The sequence below is a fragment of the Synechococcus sp. BO 8801 genome (assembly GCF_002252675.1).
Lineage (GTDB): Bacteria > Cyanobacteriota > Cyanobacteriia > PCC-6307 > Cyanobiaceae > Cyanobium.
The window spans coordinates 1-17,235 of sequence record NZ_NQKY01000013.1 but is presented as its reverse complement, the minus strand read 5'-3'; the positions used below and the strand labels follow the sequence as shown (position 1 = coordinate 17,235).

Sequence of the window (17,235 nt, the reverse complement as noted above, 5' to 3'; positions counted from 1 at the left end):
ATGGGAGTGCGTGCGGCGCGATTCGCCTGGTTGCTGACCCTGCCCCTGGTGCTTGGGGCCCTTCCGGCCAGGGCGGCGAGTGCCCTGTCCGCCTGGCGCCTGAGCCGGGAGGGGGTGCTGGAGCTGCGCACCTCCCCGGGGGTGCGGCTGCAGGCCTTCTACGAGGAGGGCTCCGGTGTCACCGGGCCCCGGGTGTGGGTGGATCTGCCGGGTGCCCCCCAGCGCAGCCGCTCGGTCCCCGTCGGCGGCCTGGTGCGGGAGGTGCGCATCGGCCGGCCCGATCCCGGCACCACGCGGCTGGTGCTGGAATTCAGGCCCGGCACCCGCCTCGATCCCCGTCAGCTGCGCCTGGTGGGCACATCCCGCGACCGCTGGCGCCTCTCCCTCACCGGCCTGCCCCTGAGCGGCTTCACCCGCAACGTCGGCGAGGGCGACATGGAGGCGCCCACCTCCAGCTGGACCGCCTCCCGCCCCTCAGGCTTCGGCAGCAGCGGCCGGGCCACCTCCGGCCGCCCCATCTCCCCTGACGGGCTGCCGGTGGTGCCCCGGGGCCGCTTCCGGGTGGTGATCGACCCTGGCCACGGCGGCCCCGATCCGGGGGCCGTGGGGATTGGCGGACTGCGGGAGACCGATGTGGTGCTGGACGTGAGCCTGCAGGTGGCCCAGCTGCTCCAGGCCCGGGGGGTGCAGGTGCTCCTGACCCGCACCTCGGAAGTGGACGTCGACCTGCCGCCGCGGGTGTCGCTGGCCAACAGCAGCAATGCCGACGTGTTCGTCAGCATCCACGCCAACGCCCTGAGCATGGCCCGCCCCGATGTGAACGGCGTCGAGACGTTCTATTTCCAGTCGGGCAGCTCCCAGCGGCTGGCCCAGGCGATCCAGTCCCGGATCATGGCGATCTCGCCGGGCACGCCCGACCGCGGCGCCCGACCGGGGCGGTTCTTCGTGATCCGCCGCACGGTGATGCCGGCGGCCCTCGCGGAGATGGGCTTCGTCACCGGACGCATCGACGCCCCGCGCCTGGCCGATCCCGGGTTCCGGCGCCGGATGGCCGTGGCGATCAGCGCCGGCATCCTCGACTTTCTCCAGGGGGCCTCTTGAGCCTCCTCGTCGGCCTGTTCGACAGCGGCCTGGGGGGCCTCACGGTGCTGCGCCAGGTCCATGCCCTCTACCCCCACTCCCCCTGCCTCTACCTGGGCGACACGGCCCGGGTCCCCTACGGCCAGCGCTCGAAGGAGGAGATCCGTGCGATCGCCTCGGAGGTGGTGCACTGGCTGCGGCTCCAGGGGGTGGGGGTGCTGGTGATGGCCTGCAACACCTCCAACGCTCTGGCCCTCGACGTGGCGGTGGCGGAAGCGGGCGTGCCGGTGGTGGGGCTGATCGACAGCCTGGCCAGCGAGCTGACCAGCGATCACGTCGGGGTTCTGGCCACCCCGGCCACCGCCGCCAGCGGTGCCTACCGGCGCTCGATCCAGGCCTGCCGCCCCTCGGCCCGGGTGCTGGAGGTGGGCTGCCCCGCCTTCGTGCCCCTGATCGAGGCGGGCGACCTGCAGGCTCCGGAGCTGCGTGCCGCCGCCACCGGCTACCTGGCCCCGCTGCTGGCGGCGAACGTGGACACGATCGTGCTCGGCTGCACCCACTACCCGCTGCTGCGGGCGCTGCTGGCCGAGCTGCTGCCCCCCGACGTGCAGCTGGTGGACCCGGCCCTGGCGGCCGCCCAGCGCCTCGGACCGCTGCTGGCCAGCCTGGGGGATTCCCCCGAGGTGGACCAGGCGGGGGAGTCGGTGCGGCCGCCCCTGCAGCGCACCCGCTTCTGTGTCACCGGCCCCGCCGACGCCTTTGCCAGCGCGGCCGCCGCCTGGCTTGGCAGCCGGCCGGCGGTGCGCAGCGTCAGCCTCCAGTCGCCCACCCGCGCCTATTGAGGCACGGCCCCTAGGATCCTTTCATCGTGGAGGTGACGTGGCGACGGTTGCAGAGTTGCTCCAGCCGGTGGAGTCCGACCTCGATGCCCTGCTGGCCGACCTGCGCAGCCTGATCGGCGCCGGCCATCCGATTCTGCAGGCGGCCGCCGAGCACCTGTTCGCGGCCGGCGGCAAGCGGCTGCGGCCGGGCATCGTGCTGCTGCTGTCGCGGGCCATCGCTCCCGACGGTGGGCTCAGCCCCCGCCACCGGCGGCTGGCGGAGATCACCGAGATGATCCACACCGCCTCCCTCGTCCACGACGACGTGGTCGACGGGGCCGCCACCCGCCGGGGGGTGGCCACGGTGCACAGCCGCTTCAACCACCGCGTGGCGGTGCTGGCCGGTGATTTCCTCTTCGCCCAGGCCAGCTGGCACCTCGCCAACCTCGACGACCTCGATGTCGTCAAGCTGCTCTCGCGCGTGATCATGGACCTCGCCGATGGCGAGGTGCGCCAGGGCCTGTTCCGTTACGACACGGGCCAGAGCTTCGAGACCTACCTCGAGAAGAGCTACTGCAAGACCGCCTCCCTGATCGCCAACAGCGCCCGGGCGGCCGGGGTGCTCACCGGCCTGAGCGAGCCGCGCCTGGATGCCCTCTACCGCTTCGGGCGCCAGCTGGGCCTGGCCTTCCAGGTGGTCGACGACATCCTCGATTTCACCGCCAGCGACCAGCAGCTCGGCAAGCCCGCCGCCAGCGACCTGGCCTCCGGCTACCTCACCGCTCCGGTGCTCTATGCGCTCGAGGAGCGGCCCGCCCTGGCGGGGCTGATCGAGCGCGAATTCTGCGAGGCCGGCGACCTCGACCAGGCCCTGGCGATGGTGCGCGGCTGCGAGGCCATCGGCCGTTCCCGGGCCCTGGCCGAAGGCTTCGCCCGCGAGGCCCACGAGGCGATTGATTGGCTGCCCCCCTCCGAGCCCCGCAGCGCCCTGCGGGCCCTGCCGGAATTCGTCCTCAGCCGCCTCTACTGATCCGGCCCTAGGGATCCAGCCGGACCTCCTCCAGCGAGTTCAGGCAGATGACCCCCTCGGGATAGGCCCGGCAGCTCACCCCCGGCGGCGGCAGCACGTGCACCCGGCAGCCGGCCCCCAGGGCGGCGGCCACACCGGCGCTGGAGTCCTCGAACGCCCAGCAGGCGGTCGCTGCCACACCGAGGCGCCGGGCCGCCAGCAGGAAGGCATCCGGGGCGGGCTTGCCGTCCCCCAGCTCCGGATCGTCGCCATGGACCCTGACGTCGATCAGGGCCATCCAGGGGTGGGGGGCCACCTTGATCGCCACCGCCGGGCGGGCACTGCTGGTGGCCAGCGCCATCGGGATGTCCAGGGCCCGGCAGCGCCGCACCAGGGCCTCGGCACCGGGCATGGCCGGGGCGGAGGCCAGCAGGGCCTCGGCGATGGGCTGGCGCACCGCCAGCAGCTCCTCCTCGCTCAGGCGGGGCCCGCCCGCGGCGGCGATCCACTGGAGCACCTGGCCGGCGCAGTCCAGGCGTCGGCGGCCGCGCAGGCTGAGCAGTTCGGCGTCATCGAGGGGGCGACCGAAGCGGCTGGGCGCCGCCTGCCAGGCCTGGGCATGGGCGGGCTCGGTGTCCAGCAGCAGACCGTCGAGATCGAACAGGCAGGCGGCGGGTCGCTGGGGCATCCCACCAGCCTGCATCAGGACGGATCGGTCTCGGGGTAGCGATCCTCCAGGGCGGTCTCCAGGGTGGTGAGCAGCAGCACCAGGGCGGCCCGCTCATCGAGTTCGCTGCCGCTCACCTCGCTGATCCAGCGCTGGCAGAGCCCCTCGATCTGCTGGAACAGGGCCGTGCCGCCCCGCAGCAGGGTCATCACCTTCTCGACGTTGTCCTCATCGATGTCCGGCGGCAGACCCACCACGTAGCGGCGACCGTCGTCCCCCACGTAGGTGAGGTTGCCGTCGGCGTCGAGCGTCGGGCCGGCATGGGGCGTGATCGGCTGCTCCTCCATGGCCTTCCGCTCCAGTCCCGTGGGGTCGTTCCCTGGCTAACGCCGCCGGCCGATCTTGCCAAGCAGGGATGAGCAGCCCTGATCGCCCGGCCAGGCGCTCCTGGGCGCGACGTGTTCAGCGGTTCAGCCGCTGCATCCGCCAGGTGACGAACGTGCCGATCGGGCTCCAGAGCAGGAACGGAACCAGCAGCAGAGCGGCTGTCGGGGAAATGGTCAGCGTCGCCAGGGTCAGGGCCAGCCCCCAGATCCAGCCGGCCAGGCCCGCCGCCGTTCCCCAGGCCACTCGGCGCGTGCGGCAGATCAGCAGCGTGTAGCTCTGCACCAGGACGAGCAGCACCAGGTAGGCGGCCATGGCCAGCGGCGCCGCCGCCCCCCCGGCTCCCCAGCGCAGCAGGGCCGAGGCGTAGAAGCAGAGGTAGATCAGCGACCAGATCAGCGGGATCCAGCGCTCGAAGGTGAGCCAGCGGGGGCGCCGCAGCCGCAGGAACCAGGCGAACTGCTGGCGGCTCGGGGTGAGGACGGCGATCACCAGCCCCATCACCAGCAGGATCGTCAGCCAGGCGGGCATGGGAGGGGGGCGGAGTCCTCCAGCGTGGCCCGGCTGCGGTTGAATGCACCATGCCCCAGCCTGCCCGGCAGGCCTTGCCATGACCCAGGACTCCTCGCCCACCATCGAGTCGGTGCTCCAGGAAGAGCGGCAGTTCGCCCCGCCGCCGGCGCTGGCCGCCGAGGCCCGCATCGGCTCGATGGCGGCCTACGACGCCCTGGCGGCCCAAGCCGCGGCCGATCCGGACGGCTTCTGGGGCGAGGCGGCCCGCCGGGAGCTGCACTGGTTCGAGCCCTTCGACACGGTGCTGGACTGGAGCAACCCCCCGTTCGCCCGCTGGTTCGAGGGGGGCACAACGAATCTTTCCTACAACTGCCTGGATCGCCATCTCGACGGCCCCCGCGCCGACAAGACGGCCCTGATCTGGGAGGGGGAGCCGGGCGACGGCCGCTCCTTCACCTACCGCGAGCTGCACGCCGAGGTCTGCCGCGCTGCCAACGCCCTCAAGGCCCTCGGCGTCGGCAAGGGCGATCTGGTGGCCCTCTACATGCCGATGGTGCCGGAGGCGGCCATCGCCATGCTCGCCTGCGCCCGCATCGGTGCCCCCCACTCGGTGGTGTTCGGTGGCTTCTCGGCCGAGGCCCTGCGCGACCGCCTGATCGATGGCCAGGTGAAGCTGGTGATCACCGCTGACGGTGGCTTCCGCAAGGACAAGGCCGTGGCGCTCAAGCCCGCCGTGGACCAGGCCCTGGCGGAGGGGTGCCCCAGCGTCGAGCATGTGCTGGTGGTGCGGCGCACCGGCGAGGCCACCGGCTTCGAGGCCGGCCGCGATGTCTGGTGGCACGAGCTGGTGGACGGCCAGAGCGCCGACTGCCCGGCCGAGCCCATGGCCAGCGAGGACCGGCTGTTCGTGCTCTACACCTCCGGCTCCACCGGCAAGCCCAAGGGGGTGGTGCACACCACCGCCGGCTACAACCTCTGGGCCCACCTCACCTTCCAGTGGATCTTCGACATCCGTGAGGACGACATCCACTGGTGCACCGCCGATGTGGGCTGGATCACGGGCCACAGCTACATCGTCTACGGGCCCCTCTCCAACGGCGCCACCACGCTGATGTACGAGGGGGCGCCGCGCCCCTCCAAGCCCGGGGCCTTCTGGGAGGTGATCCAGAAACACAGGGTGACGATCTTCTACACCGCCCCCACCGCGATCCGGGCCTTCATGAAGAGCGGCCGTTCGGTGCCCGACCAGTACGACATGGGCAGCCTGCGGATCCTCGGCACCGTCGGTGAGCCGATCAATCCGGAGGCCTGGATGTGGTACCGGGATGTCATCGGCGGCGACCGTTGCCCCGTGGTGGACACCTGGTGGCAGACGGAGACCGGTGGGGTGATGATCAGCCCCCTGCCCGGGGCCACCCCCACCAAGCCCGGCTCCGCCACTCTGCCCCTGCCGGGCATCGCCGCCGACGTGGTGGATCTTGAGGGCAACAGCGTGCCGACGGGGCAGGGGGGCTATCTGGCGGTGCGGCGGCCCTGGCCGGGCATGATGCGCACCGTCCACGGCGACCCGGAGCGTTTCCGGCGCAGCTACTGGGAGCACATCCGCCCCGCCGACGGCAGCTGGCTCTACTTCGCGGGCGACGGCGCCCGCCGCGACGCCGACGGCTACTTCTGGGTGATGGGCCGGGTTGATGACGTGATCAACGTCTCCGGCCACCGGCTGGGCACGATGGAGATCGAATCGGCCCTGGTGAGCCACCCCTCGGTGGCGGAGGCGGCGGTGGTGGGCCGGCCCGACGAGCTCAAGGGGGAGGGGATCGTCGCCTTCGTCACCCTCGATGTGGGTGTGGATGGCGATGCGGCCCTGGAGGCCGAGCTGCGCCGCCACGTGGGGCTGGAGATCGGCCCGATCGCCCGGCCGGACGTGATCCGCTTCACCGATGCCCTGCCCAAGACCCGCAGCGGCAAGATCATGCGGCGCATCCTGCGCTCCCTGGCGGCGGGGGAGGACGTCAGCGGCGACACCTCCACCCTGGAGGACCGTTCCGTGCTCGATGCCCTGAGGGTGTGAGGGCGCAGGCCTGGCCGGGTGGCCTCAGGCCGTCCCGGACCAGGCACTGATCTGCTCGGCCAGCCGCTCCATGGACCGCTGGCGGGCCGGATCATCGGCCCACTCCCCCAGGAACTGCTTGCGCAGGCCGCCGCTGGCCGGGGTGAGGTGGTCCCCCGGCAGCTCCAGCAGGCTGGAGGCATCGCCGGCCCTGGCCTGCAGCACGCCGATCAGCCGGCCGCTCTGGTCGATGGTGTCGCGGCTGAAGCGCACCACCAGGTTGCGGGGCTGGCTGTAGCTGCTGCCGATCTGCCGCAGGGTGTCCTCCGGGGAGGGGCTGAACTCGCTGCGGAAGCGGAACTGCTGGCCCAGCTCCGCCAGGAAGGGGATCGAGCGCTCGGCCGAGAAGTTGTTGAAGCTGAGCGCCACCAGGCCATCGCAGCGGCGGCCGCCGTCGGGGGCGAGCAGATGCAGCTTGCAGCCGAGGCTGTGGCCCAGCCGGATCAGGGGGGAAGCGGGCCCGCCGGGGGCCAGCGGCTCCAGCTCCCGTTCCCGCTGCTGGCGGAACAGCCGCCAGGCGGCGTTGGCCTGGGCCTGGTGGTCGAAGCCGGGCACGTAGCTCCAGGCGTGGATGCGCCAGCCCCGGGCCGCCAGGGCCTCGAGACAGCGGCGATAGCTCAGCTGGGGGGAGGCCGCCAGGTAGCTGCCGCCGATGAACTCGATCAGCCCCCGGGGCCGGCCCGTGGGCTCCAGCCGCCAGAGCTCTCCCTGCTGTCGCCACGCCGTCATCGTCCTCTCCCCCCGTGCTGGATCGCGAGCGGCCTCAGGAGGCCTGGAGGCCGCGCAGGGCGTCGAGGGCCTCGCGCCGGTGAGCCGGCCCGTCCAGCAGGTTGTTGAACACGTGGCGGATCACCCCCGTGCCGTCGATGACGTAGGTGACCCGGCCGGGCAGCAGCCCCAGCACGCTGGGCACACCGAAGGCCTTGCGCAGCCGGTTGCCCCCATCCACCAGCAGCGGGAAGGGAAGCCGGTGGCGGTTGGCGAAGCGCCGGTGGCTGGCGGCATCGTCGCCGCTCACGCCCCACACCTCGGCCCCGAGCGCCTGCAGGTCGGCGTAGCTGTCCCGGAAGGCGCAGGCCTCCATGGTGCAGCCGGGGGTCTCGTCCTTGGGATAGAAGAACAGCACCAGGGCCTTGCCCTCCAGCCGGTCGCTGCGGCGTTCGCTGCCGTCCTGGTCGGGGAGGGCGATCAGGGGGGCGGTGTCGCCGGGGGCGAGGGCTGGGGCCACGGAGCGGGGGACGCAGGCAGGATCCGCCAACCCTAGGAAGCCGGCACCGGCGAGGACGGGCACCGGGTCGGGGGGATGGGGGCGATGGGACCTTGCCCGACTTGCGACCATGGATCAGCGAGCGCATGACGCCGATGCAGGAGCAACCCGGTCTCTGGCAGCAGAACGACCTGCTGGGCCTGGCCGCCCCGGAGCCCGCGGCTGCCTCAGCGCCTGCGGCTGCCCCGGTGCCGCCCCCCGCGCCACCGTCAGAGCGATCGGCCCCATCGGCCCTCCAGACCCCCATCGAACCGCCTCGCCCGGTGCCCATCTCCCTTCCCGCCTGCGCAGGGCGTCCCCAGCGGGCCCTGCCGCGGGGGCCCGAGACCCTGCTGATCCTGGACACGGAGACCACCGGCCTCTCCACCCTCCAGGGGCAGTGCATCGAAGTGGGGGCGATCCTGTTCCACGTGCCCCACAGGGCGGTGCTTTCCCAGGTGTCCTTCCTGCTGCCCTGCCCGGCCAACGCCGCCGAGGCCATCAATGGCATTCCCGCCGCCGTGACCCGGCTGGAGCAGCCCCGGCAGGAGGCCCTGGACTGTTTCCTGGCGATGGTTGCCGCCTGTGACGCCCTGGTGGCCCACAACGCCGCCTTCGATCGCCAGTGGTTCGGTCTGGGGCCCCTGCCGTCCCTGGATCGCCCCTGGATCTGCTCGATGGAGGACATCCGCTGGCCGGCCGAGCGCCAGCTGCGCAGTGCCCCCTCGGTCCGTGATCTGGCCCTGGCCTACGGGGTGCCGGTGTGGGCCGCCCACCGGGCCCTCACCGACTGCATCTACCTGGCCCAGGTGTTCGAGCGCTGCGTCGATCTGGAGGCGCTGCTGCTGACCGCCCTGGAGCCCCGCAGCCTTTACCGGGCGGACCTTCCCTACGCCGAGCGCCACCGGGCCAGGGAGGCCGGTTTCCGCTGGAACGAGGCGGTGCCGCGGGCCTGGAGCCGCCGGTTGAGCCGGCGTGAAGCGGAGGCGCTGCCCTTCCCCGTCCAGCTCGTGGCGGATCCGATCGCCGCCGAGGGGCTGGCCCACAGCGCCTGAGGCCGGCGGCCGTTGGGCCGGGAATCTTCCGTTTTTGTTTCGATGCTTTAAGCAGAACCGGGGATCCTGGGCGCTCCAGCCCAGCCTCCCCACCCTTGGAGTGTTCTTCGGCGTCGGAGTCATGGTCACCCGGCCGCCGATCGGCTCCGTGGATGGCGTTGACCCCGCCCAGCAGAGTGTGCGCCGCTGGCAGACGGCCCGCACCTGGGCCCGGCTGATCCGGGAGGCGGAAGCCCTCTGGCGGGTCGATGTGCGGGCCCTGCGTCGGCTGGCCTCCCAGGAGCTGTTCCAGCTGGTCCAGGAGGTGCCCCCCCGGCTGCGGCGCCGGGTCAACCTCTGGCTGGTGCGCTTCAACGTGCTCACCCGCCTGCGCTGAGGCCCGGCGAGGCCCCGGGACACTGGAGATGGGCAAAAAAAATCAGCTGACAGGATCAGCTGACGGGAAGGAAAACCACCGGTGTTCGCGGGAGGCGAACGTTCGGAGGACCGGCTGAATCGGAGCGGCGGGATTTGAACCCACGACCCCCACTACCCCAAAGTGGTGCGCTACCAAGCTGCGCTACGCCCCGGCGGAATGAAGCTATCACAGCGTCCTGGGGGTCCCGCGCCGCCTGGAGAGCCGTCGCATCAGGCGGTTCGTGAGCCGCTGGCGACCCATGGTGGTGTACCCCCGCAGCCGCTCGCGACGGGCCAGCAGCCGCAGTTCCGCCAGCCCCATCGAGGCCAGCTGCAGTTCCGGCAGCCGCTGCCAGGCCATCGACGGCAGGGGCAGCTCGGAGCCTTCACGCCCCTCCGGGAAGCCCTTCAGGGCCCCACCGGCCATCCATTCGGGCACCAGGACGAACAGCACCGCCAGCAGCCCGTAGAGCTCCACCAGGCCCCTGGGCAGCGGATGCAACTGGCGCTTCGGCTGCTCCTGCTCCTCGGCGGGGTCTCTCACGAAAGGAAGGCCGGCGCCGGGGCTCCCGGCAGCAGGGCACTGGGGCCCCCCTGGCGCCACTGCAGCGGAGGCTCGCCGGAGGGGTTCAGGCGCACGGTCCAGAAGGCCAGGGCGAAACAGATCCCCACCGCGGCGATCAGGGCCACGATCACGACCCGATCGGAGAGGGGCTTCATACCTGTTCGCTGCGCACGCAGACCCGTTTGGTGGGCAGCTGCTCGAGGGTGAGTTCATCGCCCCGCAGGATCACCCGCAGGGACTCGTTCTGATAGCGCAGGCCCGGCGCGTCGGACGCCTCCCGGAACAGGGTGGCGCGGGTGCGGCCGGCGATCAGGGACGCCTGGGACGCGTTGCGCTCCAGGACCACCGAGAAACGGTCACCGCAGAGGAACCGTTCGCGGATGTCGTAGTTCTCCCACCACGGGGACTGCATCGCCAGCAGCGGCAGGAGTCCGAGCGCGAGCAGCGGGGGGGCGGCCATGGCGGAACCGGTCAGGCGAGGGCGATCGGCGCATTGTCGCCGCGAAGGACGCAATGGGGGATGGCCCAGTCATAGCTTTCCCACACGCGGGCGGGAAGGAGGTAGGTGGCACCGGGGAAGTCGCCCAGGGGAATCCCGGTGGGCTGGGCGGAGCAGTAGGGCCGGCTGCCGGGCTTGGCCAGGTATTGCTGGTGGTAAGGCTCGGCGAAGTGGAAGCGCTGGCCGCTGGCGATCTCCGTGGTGATGGTGCCTCCGCCGGCGGCCGCGAGGGCGGCCTGGTAAGCACCGCGGCTGGCTTCGGCCAGGGCGAGCAGTGCCGGGTCGTCGACGTAGATGGCCGAGCGGTACTGGCTGCCCCGGTCGTTGCCCTGGCGGTTGCCCTGGGTGGGGTCGTGGCACTCCCAGAACAGCTTGAGCAGGTCGGCGAAGGAGACCCGGGCGGTGTCCCAGACCACCCGCACCACTTCGGCATGGCCGCTGCGGCCGCTGCAGACCTGCTCGTAGGTGGGGGAGGCGAGCTGGCCGCCCGCGTATCCCACGGCGGTGCTGACCACCCCGGGAAGCCGCCAGAAGCCCTTTTCCGCCCCCCAGAAACAGCCGCAGCCGAACTGGGCCTCCGCCTGGCCCGCCGCCGGCGGGGCCGTCAGGGGGGTGCCGAGAACCGCATGCAGGCTGCCGCTGCCGGCTGGGCTGGTGTCGCTCGCAGGGCTGCTGAAGAGGCCGAACAAGGGGGTTTTTGCGGGGAAACCAGCCTAGGCAGCGCCCTGCTGGTCCTGCTGCGGCACCAGGGCGATGTGGTTCAGCAGGGTGGTGATGAAGGCGAACAGCAGGAAGGGCAGCGACAGCACCAGGATCAGCCCCACCCCCACCAGGGCGAACAGGGGCCTGCTCGCCCCCATCAGGGCCAGACCCGCCGCCAGGCTCACGAAGATCACCGCCATCCAGACCAGCACCTGGCCGTAGATGTCACCGAAGGTCAGGGTGCAGCGGATGTTGTACGGCTGCTGGCTGAGGAACGACGGGGTGGGGGCCATGGGGACGGCGTGGCAGGCGTTGGGGAAACCACGGCGTTTCCAGATAAGCCCAGCCGGCGCCCTGGATGCGGGCTGCTCAACAACTGTTAGAAACCGCCTCAGGCGGCCTGGAGCTGGCGGACGGCCTCCTCCCGGTCCCAGAGCCGGCGGTAGGTGCCCTCCTGCTGCAGCAGGTCGTTGTGGTGGCCTTCCTGCACCAGGTGGCCCGCCTCCAGCACCAGGATCCGGTCGCAGGCCGCCGCCGCCGAGAGCTGGTGGCTGATCATCACCACCGTGCGCCGCTGCTCCTCGCGCACCGAGCGCAGGATGCCCGCGGCGGTGGTGTTGTCGACGCTGGCCAGGGCGTCGTCGAGCACCAGCAGGGGGGCGTCCACCAGCAGGGCCCGCCCCAGGGCGGTGCGCTGGCGCTGGCCGCCGCTGAGGGTGATACCCCGCTCCCCCACCAGGGTGCGGTAGCCGTCGGGGAAGCCCTTGATGTCCCCCTCCAGGCGTGCCTGGCGGGCGGCCTCCTCGACCCGGTCCATGCCGGCCTCCGGGTCGCCGTAGCGCAGGTTGTCGGCCAGGCTCGCGGTGAACAGGTAACCCTCCTGGGGCACCAGGGCCACCTGCCGGCGCAGGTCGCTCAGCCGCAGCCGCGTCACGTCGACGCCGTCGAGGAACAGCTGGTCGGGCGGCACCTCCACCATCCGCCCCAGGGCCCGGGCCAGGGTGGTCTTGCCGCAGCCCACCGGACCCACCACCGCCACCAGCTCCCCCGGGTGGATCGTGAAGCTGAGGTTCTCGAGGGACGGTTGCCCGGCCCCCGGGTAGCGAACCGTGAGCCCCCGGGCCACGACGGCCCCGAGCGCCGGCCGGGCCGGGGGCAGGGGATCGGCGGGGGAGACGATGGCGGGGGGATGGCTGAGCAGGGACTCCACCCGCTCCAGGCTCACCTGACCGGTCTGGAAGGTGTTGAGGGTGAATCCCAGCAGGGCCGTCGGGAAGACCAGGCGCTCCACGAACAGGATCAGGGCCACCAGATCGCCGATGCTGAGCCGACCGCTCTCCAGCTGGCCGCTGCCCAGGGCCAGCAGCAGCAGCAGGCTCAGGGAGGCGATCCCCTCGAGCATCGGAAACAGGGTGCTGCGGGTGCGCGCCAGGGAGAGCTGGGCGTCCAGGTAGACCTTGTTGAGGTCGGCGAAGGCCTTCTCCTCGGTGGCCTCCTGGCCGTAGATCTTGATGGCGCCGATGCCGCTGAGGTCCTCCTGGACCAGGTCGCTGAGGTTGGCCAGCACCTCCTGCTGGCGCCGCTGCTGCTTCATCATGCGGCCGCCGAACAGGCGCACCACCATCAGCATGCCGGGATAGAGGGAGACCGCCGCCAGGCTCAGCAGCGGGTCGATCGCCAGCATCGCCGGCAGGGTGAGGGCATAGGCCAGCACCGTGTTGGTGAGGCTGAGCAGGGCGAAGCCCAGCAGCCGCCGGATGTTCTCCACATCACTGGTGGCCCGGCTGATCACCTCGCCGCTGCCGGTGGTCTGCACCCAGCCCGGGTCCTGGGTGAGCACGTGGTCGAAGATCCGCTCCTTGAGGCTCGCCTCCACCTGGCGGCCCACGCCGAACACCAGCATCCGGGAATAGAGCCGGGTGGCCCCCATCACCGTGGCCATCACGATGATCAGTCCGGCCACGCCGAGCACGTCCGCCAGCACGAAGCCGGGCTTGAGCTCGTTGATCGACTGCCGCACCACCAGCGGAATCGCCACCCCCAGCAGGTTCACCACCACCAGGGCGGCGGCCCCCACCAGCACCGTGCGTCTGTGGGGCCGGAGGTACCGCCCGATCAGATCCAGCCGCAGGGCAGCCATGCAGGAAGGCGGGGCAAGGGGGTCCCTAACCTAGGCATCACTCCCCTGGCCCCCGGGCCGCCCGGGCCATGGACGACCAGAACCATCCCCTCCATGCCATCGACCGGGAGACGGTCGACCGGCTGCTGGCGGTGGAGCGGCCTGAGGACGGCCACCTGGTGGATGCGGCCCGGCTGCAGATGCGCTACGCGGGCTTCCCCGGAGCCGCCGACATCCGCGACGACCTCGAGCGGGTCCTGCGGCTCTGGGGTCTGGAAGTCGGCACGCTCCACGCCCGCACCCGGGCCATCTGGGCGGCAGGCTTCCGGCCCGGTGCCGCACCGGTGGCCGAAGCGGTGGGCTCGGGCTTCGACACCTCCTCCGACGACGCCGGCTGAGGGGCGGCGGCGGGACGGTTGGACCCCGTTGGTCAGAACGGCCCACTTCGGGCGATAGTGGTGGCGTCCCCATCACCCGGCCCGGCGTGCTCTGCACCCGGGCTTTTTTCTTGCGCTCCTGTCCCCCGTTCCTGTCGCTGGCCGGACTCCCGTAAGTTGCCGCTGATGCTTCAGCGTTCGGTGATGTCCGCCTCCCCCACCTGGCCCCAGCTGCTGGAGCAGCTCCTCAACGGCCGGGATCTCCAGGCCGAGCAGGCCGCCGCCCTGATGCGGGGCTGGCTGGACGGGAGCATCGATCCGGTGCTCACCGGAGGCCTGCTGGCCGCCCTGCGGGCCAAGGGCACCAGCGGCGAGGAACTGGCGGCGATGGCCGCCGTCCTGCGGCAGGCCTGTCCCCTGCCGGGCGAGCGGCCGCCGCTGGAGCTGATCGACACCTGCGGCACGGGCGGGGCCGGCGCCGACAGCTTCAACATCTCCACCGCCGTGGCCTTCACGGCCGCCGCCTGCGGTGCCCATGTGGCCAAGCACGGCAACCGCAGCGCCAGCGGCCGGGTCGGGTCGGCCGACGTGCTCGAGGCCCTCGGCCTGGACCTGCGGGCTCCCCTGGCCACGGTGGTGGAGGCCCTGCCGCGCACCGGCGTCACCTTCCTGTTCGCCCCGGGCTGGCATCCCGCCCTGGTGGGCATGGCCCCCCTGCGCCGCACCCTCGGCGTGCGCACCGTGTTCAATCTGCTCGGACCGCTGGTCAATCCACTGACGCCCGAGGCCCAGGTGCTCGGGGTGGCCCGCCCCGACCTGCTCGATCCGATGGCCGACGCCCTGCGCCGGCTCGGCCAGCGGCGCGCCGTCGTCGTCCACGGCCACGGCGGCCTCGATGAGGCCACCCTCTCGGGTCCCAGCGAGCTGCGGCTGCTGGAGGACGGTGAGGTGCGCAGCGACTGGCTCGACCCCGCGGCGCTGGGGCTGGCCCCGGCGGATCTGGAGGCCCTCAGGGGCGGGGATGTGGCCGCCAACCGCGCCATCCTCGAGGCGGTCCTGCAGGGCGGCGGCACCCGGGCCCAGGCCGATGTGGTGGCCCTGAACGCCGCCCTGGTGCTCTGGGCCGCCGGGCTGGAGCCGTCCATCGCCGCGGGTCTGGAACGGGCCCGCCAGGCCCTGGGCGACGGCAGCGCCTGGGCCAGGCTGGAGGCGCTGCGCGGCGCCCTGGCGGGTTCTGAAGGATGATCGGGATTCCTGCCGACGCCCCCCTGGACACCCCACAGGCGGCCCCCGAGACCCCCCGCAGCGACGGCGACACGCCGGCCGTGCTCGTTCTGGCCGATGGCACCGTGCTGCGGGGGCTGGCCTGCGGCGCCCGCGGCAGCGTCTGCGGCGAGGTGGTGTTCAACACCGGCATGACCGGCTACCAGGAGGTGCTCACCGATCCGAGCTACGCCGGCCAGCTGATCACCTTCACCTACCCGGAACTCGGCAACACCGGCGTCAACGGCGAGGACCTGGAGGCCGACCACGCCCACGCCCGCGGCTGCATCCTGCGCCAGCTCGCCCCCCGGCCCAGCAGCTGGCGCTGCCAGGAGACCCTCGACCACTGGCTTGTCCGCCAGGGGGTGGTGGGCATCCGTGGCGTCGACACCCGGGCCCTGGTGCGCCACCTGCGGGAAGGCGGCGCCCTCAACGGCGCCATCGCCAGCGACGGCACCGACCCAGCCGCGCTGCTGCAGCGGGTGCGGGCCGCCCCCTCGATGGACGGACTCAACCTGGCCGCCCAGGTGAGCACCCGGGAGCCCTACACCTGGGACCGCAGCTGCGCGGCCGCCTTCGACGCCAGGCTCCAGGCCTCTCCCGACCGTCCCTACCGGGTGGTGGCGATCGATTTCGGCATCAAGCGCGCCATCCTCGAGCGCCTGGTGGCCCATGGCTGTGCGGTCACCGTGCTGCCGGCGGACGCCACCCTGGAGCAGGTGCTGGCCCTGGAGCCGGAGGGGGTGTTCCTCTCCAACGGCCCCGGCGACCCGGCCGCCGTGGCCGAAGGGATCGCCCTGGCCAGGGACCTGCTTCTGCAGCCCCAGCTGCCTGTCTTCGGCATCTGCCTGGGCCACCAGATCCTCGGCCTGGCCCTGGGGGGCCGCAGCTTCAAGCTCGGCTACGGCCACCGCGGCCTCAACCACCCCTGCGGCTCGCCCGGTTCGGTGGAGATCACCAGCCAGAACCACGGCTTCGCCCTCGATGCGGCCTCCCTGCCGGCCGAGCGGGTGCGGATCACCCACCTCAACCTCAACGACCGCACCGTGGCGGCCCTGGCCCTGCGTCACCAGCCTGTCTTCGGTGTCCAGTACCACCCGGAGGCCAGCCCCGGTCCCCACGACGCCGACCACCACTTCGCCCGGTTCGTGGCGTTGATGGCGGAACGTCGCTGAATCGGCACGTTTCGTTGCGGTTCCCGCATTCTGGATCGGGGTCTCTACAGTTCGGCGCGTTCAACTCCTTGAGGACTGGGGCCATCACCGACCTGCAGCGACTGACCGTCTCCCTGAGAGGGGGCAGCGAACGGCGGGATGCGTGCCTGCTGTTCAGTTTCACGGGGCAGCTGGACGCCTATTCCGACAAGCAGTTCACCGAATTCATCACGGACCGCCACAAGGGAGAGACCCTCCCGGTGGTCATCGACCTGAGCCGGATCGATTTCATCGACTCCTCCGGACTCGGCGCCCTGGTGCAGCTGGCCAAACTGTTCAACGACAGCTCCCGCCAGTTCATCGTCGTCGGCAACGCCCGGGTCGTCCAGACGGTCAAGCTGGTGCGCCTGGAAGCCTTCCTGCACCTGCAACCCGATCTGGAGTCCGCCCTTGGCAGCCTCGCCCCCGCCTGAGGGGCCCGGCCACTGGATGGCCTCCGTGCCCCCCCAGGCACCATCAACGGAACTCGCCACGGCCCAGCTGGCCTGGCTGGGGGATGCGGTCTGGGAACTGCACCAGCGGCTGCGCCACTGCCGCCAGCCGGCCCGGGCCGCCGATCTGCACCGAGCGGTGGTGGCGGAAGTGCAGGCCGAAGCCCAGGCCGAGGCCTTGCGGCGACTGGATCCCCTGCTCAGCGAAGCGGAACGCCGCCTGGTCCTGCGCGGCCGCAACCAGGCCGGGCGGGGTCCCCGCCGCGGCGCGCCCCAGGCCTATGGGCAGGCCACGGGATTTGAGACGATGCTGGGATGGCTTTTTCTGCAGGACCCCAGACGGCTGGCTGAGCTGCTGGACCATCTCGAGAAGACCGAACCCCGTTCCCCATCCGCCAGCCCATGAGTCCCTCCCCTGACCGCCGCGGCGACCGTCGCCCCGACCGTCGTCCTGACCGCCGCTCCGACCCCGGCGCTGACCGGACCCCCCGGCGTCTCGGCTCCGGTGCCGGCGGGCGCCCCGTCAGCCGCGGTTCCGGCTCCGCCCGCCCCCGCCGCCCCGGAGAGGGCTACAGCCGTGACAGGCCCCCCTTCGATCGGGATCGTGGCGTTGAGAGGGGCGGTGAGCGGGGTGGCGAGCGCTCAGGTGGCCCCGATCGAGCCGGCGGCAGCCCCTATGGCCGTCGACCCTTTGAGGGCCGCCCCGGCGCCGATCGCCCCGACGACTCCCGCGGCGGCGGCGGCCGGCCGACCCGCGATCGGCGCCCTGGGGACCGCTTCGTCC

22 protein-coding genes, 1 tRNA gene and 1 pseudogene are annotated in these 17,235 nt (G+C 72.2%); 12 read left to right on the top strand and 12 right to left on the bottom strand.

Translation table 11 applies throughout. The features are described 5' to 3' along the window. Genes CJZ86_RS10555 through sds form a run of 3 tightly spaced genes read left to right on the top strand, consistent with a single transcriptional unit; the run spans position 1 to position 2,931 of the window. On the top strand, positions 1-1,101 hold the full coding sequence (locus CJZ86_RS10555; protein ID WP_094585964.1) for an N-acetylmuramoyl-L-alanine amidase: 1,101 nt from the start codon (positions 1-3) through the stop codon (positions 1,099-1,101). Further along, positions 1,098-1,922 carry a glutamate racemase gene (murI, locus tag CJZ86_RS10550; RefSeq protein ID WP_094585907.1) on the top strand — a complete coding sequence of 275 codons (825 nt, stop codon included), beginning with the start codon at positions 1,098-1,100 and terminating at the stop codon, positions 1,920-1,922. The genes CJZ86_RS10555 and murI overlap by 4 nt, the downstream gene beginning before the upstream one ends. Positions 1,923-1,959: 37 nt before the next feature. Next, positions 1,960-2,931 carry a solanesyl diphosphate synthase gene (sds, locus tag CJZ86_RS10545; protein WP_094585906.1) on the top strand — a complete coding sequence of 324 codons (972 nt, stop codon included), beginning with the start codon at positions 1,960-1,962 and terminating at the stop codon, positions 2,929-2,931. A 7-nt stretch (positions 2,932-2,938) separates the two neighbouring features. On the opposite strand, the gene CJZ86_RS10540 is transcribed toward sds, so the two are convergent. From CJZ86_RS10540 to CJZ86_RS10530, 3 genes are all read right to left on the bottom strand, one after another. Further along, on the bottom strand, positions 2,939-3,598 hold the full coding sequence (locus CJZ86_RS10540; RefSeq protein ID WP_094585963.1) for an HAD family hydrolase: 660 nt from the start codon (positions 3,596-3,598) through the stop codon (positions 2,939-2,941). A 14-nt stretch (positions 3,599-3,612) separates the two neighbouring features. Beyond that, on the bottom strand, positions 3,613-3,924 hold the full coding sequence (locus CJZ86_RS10535) for a hypothetical protein (RefSeq protein ID WP_094585905.1): 312 nt from the start codon (positions 3,922-3,924) through the stop codon (positions 3,613-3,615). 115 nt (positions 3,925-4,039) lie between these two features. After that, on the bottom strand, positions 4,040-4,492 hold the full coding sequence (locus CJZ86_RS10530) for a TspO/MBR family protein (protein WP_094585904.1): 453 nt from the start codon (positions 4,490-4,492) through the stop codon (positions 4,040-4,042). A 79-nt stretch (positions 4,493-4,571) separates the two neighbouring features. On the opposite strand from CJZ86_RS10530, the gene acs reads away from it, so the two are divergent. Further along, complete coding sequence (acs, locus tag CJZ86_RS10525) at positions 4,572-6,545, top strand: acetate--CoA ligase (protein ID WP_094585903.1); 1,974 nt, start codon at positions 4,572-4,574, stop codon at positions 6,543-6,545. A 24-nt stretch (positions 6,546-6,569) separates the two neighbouring features. On the opposite strand, the gene CJZ86_RS10520 is transcribed toward acs, so the two are convergent. Both CJZ86_RS10520 and CJZ86_RS10515 read right to left on the bottom strand, forming a co-directional pair. Next, positions 6,570-7,313: a DUF1350 family protein gene (locus CJZ86_RS10520; protein ID WP_094585902.1), complete on the bottom strand. Its 744-nt coding sequence runs from the start codon at positions 7,311-7,313 to the stop codon at positions 6,570-6,572. A gap of 34 nt (positions 7,314-7,347) precedes the next feature. Continuing rightward, a complete protein-coding gene (locus CJZ86_RS10515) occupies positions 7,348-7,812 on the bottom strand; it encodes a peroxiredoxin (protein ID WP_094585901.1) in 465 nt (154 codons plus the stop codon). Between the two features lie 134 nt (positions 7,813-7,946). Between CJZ86_RS10515 and CJZ86_RS10510 the strand changes: the two genes are divergently transcribed. Together CJZ86_RS10510 and CJZ86_RS10505 are read left to right on the top strand one after the other, a co-directional pair. After that, a complete protein-coding gene (locus CJZ86_RS10510; protein ID WP_094585900.1) occupies positions 7,947-8,885 on the top strand; it encodes a 3'-5' exonuclease in 939 nt (312 codons plus the stop codon). A gap of 121 nt (positions 8,886-9,006) precedes the next feature. Beyond that, positions 9,007-9,261 carry a hypothetical protein gene (locus CJZ86_RS10505; protein WP_094585899.1) on the top strand — a complete coding sequence of 85 codons (255 nt, stop codon included), beginning with the start codon at positions 9,007-9,009 and terminating at the stop codon, positions 9,259-9,261. 119 nt (positions 9,262-9,380) lie between these two features. Here CJZ86_RS10505 and CJZ86_RS10500 read toward each other — a convergent pair. From CJZ86_RS10500 to CJZ86_RS10470, 7 genes are all read right to left on the bottom strand, one after another. Then, positions 9,381-9,454: transfer RNA gene (locus CJZ86_RS10500), tRNA-Pro, on the bottom strand. Between the two features lie 14 nt (positions 9,455-9,468). Continuing rightward, a complete protein-coding gene (locus CJZ86_RS10495; protein WP_094585898.1) occupies positions 9,469-9,825 on the bottom strand; it encodes a hypothetical protein in 357 nt (118 codons plus the stop codon). Then, positions 9,822-10,001, bottom strand: coding sequence for a hypothetical protein (locus CJZ86_RS10490; protein ID WP_094585897.1), 180 nt, complete (start codon positions 9,999-10,001; stop codon positions 9,822-9,824). Before CJZ86_RS10490 ends, CJZ86_RS10495 begins: the two co-directional genes overlap by 4 nt. Further along, on the bottom strand, positions 9,998-10,306 hold the full coding sequence (locus tag CJZ86_RS10485) for a hypothetical protein (protein ID WP_094585896.1): 309 nt from the start codon (positions 10,304-10,306) through the stop codon (positions 9,998-10,000). The genes CJZ86_RS10490 and CJZ86_RS10485 overlap by 4 nt, the downstream gene beginning before the upstream one ends. 11 nt (positions 10,307-10,317) lie before the next feature. Then, positions 10,318-11,034, bottom strand: coding sequence for a peptide-methionine (S)-S-oxide reductase MsrA (msrA, locus tag CJZ86_RS10480; protein ID WP_094585895.1), 717 nt, complete (start codon positions 11,032-11,034; stop codon positions 10,318-10,320). 24 nt (positions 11,035-11,058) lie between these two features. Next, positions 11,059-11,340, bottom strand: coding sequence for a hypothetical protein (locus CJZ86_RS10475; protein WP_094585894.1), 282 nt, complete (start codon positions 11,338-11,340; stop codon positions 11,059-11,061). Between the two features lie 98 nt (positions 11,341-11,438). Then, positions 11,439-13,187, bottom strand: a complete 1,749-nt coding sequence (locus CJZ86_RS10470) for an ABC transporter ATP-binding protein (RefSeq protein WP_094585893.1) — start codon at positions 13,185-13,187, stop codon at positions 11,439-11,441. A gap of 68 nt (positions 13,188-13,255) precedes the next feature. Between CJZ86_RS10470 and CJZ86_RS10465 the strand changes: the two genes are divergently transcribed. The 6 genes and pseudogenes from CJZ86_RS10465 to CJZ86_RS16785 all read left to right on the top strand — a co-directional run. After that, positions 13,256-13,564 (top strand): DUF3288 family protein, encoded by a 309-nt coding sequence (locus CJZ86_RS10465; RefSeq protein WP_094585892.1) that lies wholly within the window; start codon positions 13,256-13,258, stop codon positions 13,562-13,564. Between the two features lie 183 nt (positions 13,565-13,747). After that, positions 13,748-14,788, top strand: coding sequence for an anthranilate phosphoribosyltransferase (gene trpD / locus CJZ86_RS10460; RefSeq protein ID WP_198960119.1), 1,041 nt, complete (start codon positions 13,748-13,750; stop codon positions 14,786-14,788). Continuing rightward, on the top strand, positions 14,785-15,981 hold the full coding sequence (gene carA, locus CJZ86_RS10455) for a glutamine-hydrolyzing carbamoyl-phosphate synthase small subunit (RefSeq protein WP_233133968.1): 1,197 nt from the start codon (positions 14,785-14,787) through the stop codon (positions 15,979-15,981). Before trpD ends, carA begins: the two co-directional genes overlap by 4 nt. Before the next feature lie 68 nt (positions 15,982-16,049). Further along, positions 16,050-16,433, top strand: coding sequence for an STAS domain-containing protein (locus CJZ86_RS10450; RefSeq protein WP_094585891.1), 384 nt, complete (start codon positions 16,050-16,052; stop codon positions 16,431-16,433). Between the two features lie 16 nt (positions 16,434-16,449). Continuing rightward, complete coding sequence (locus CJZ86_RS10445) at positions 16,450-16,857, top strand: Mini-ribonuclease 3 (RefSeq protein ID WP_094585890.1); 408 nt, start codon at positions 16,450-16,452, stop codon at positions 16,855-16,857. Beyond that, positions 16,854-17,235 (top strand): annotated as a pseudogene (locus CJZ86_RS16785) (hypothetical protein); the annotation flags it as partial. The gene CJZ86_RS10445 and the pseudogene CJZ86_RS16785, both read left to right, overlap by 4 nt.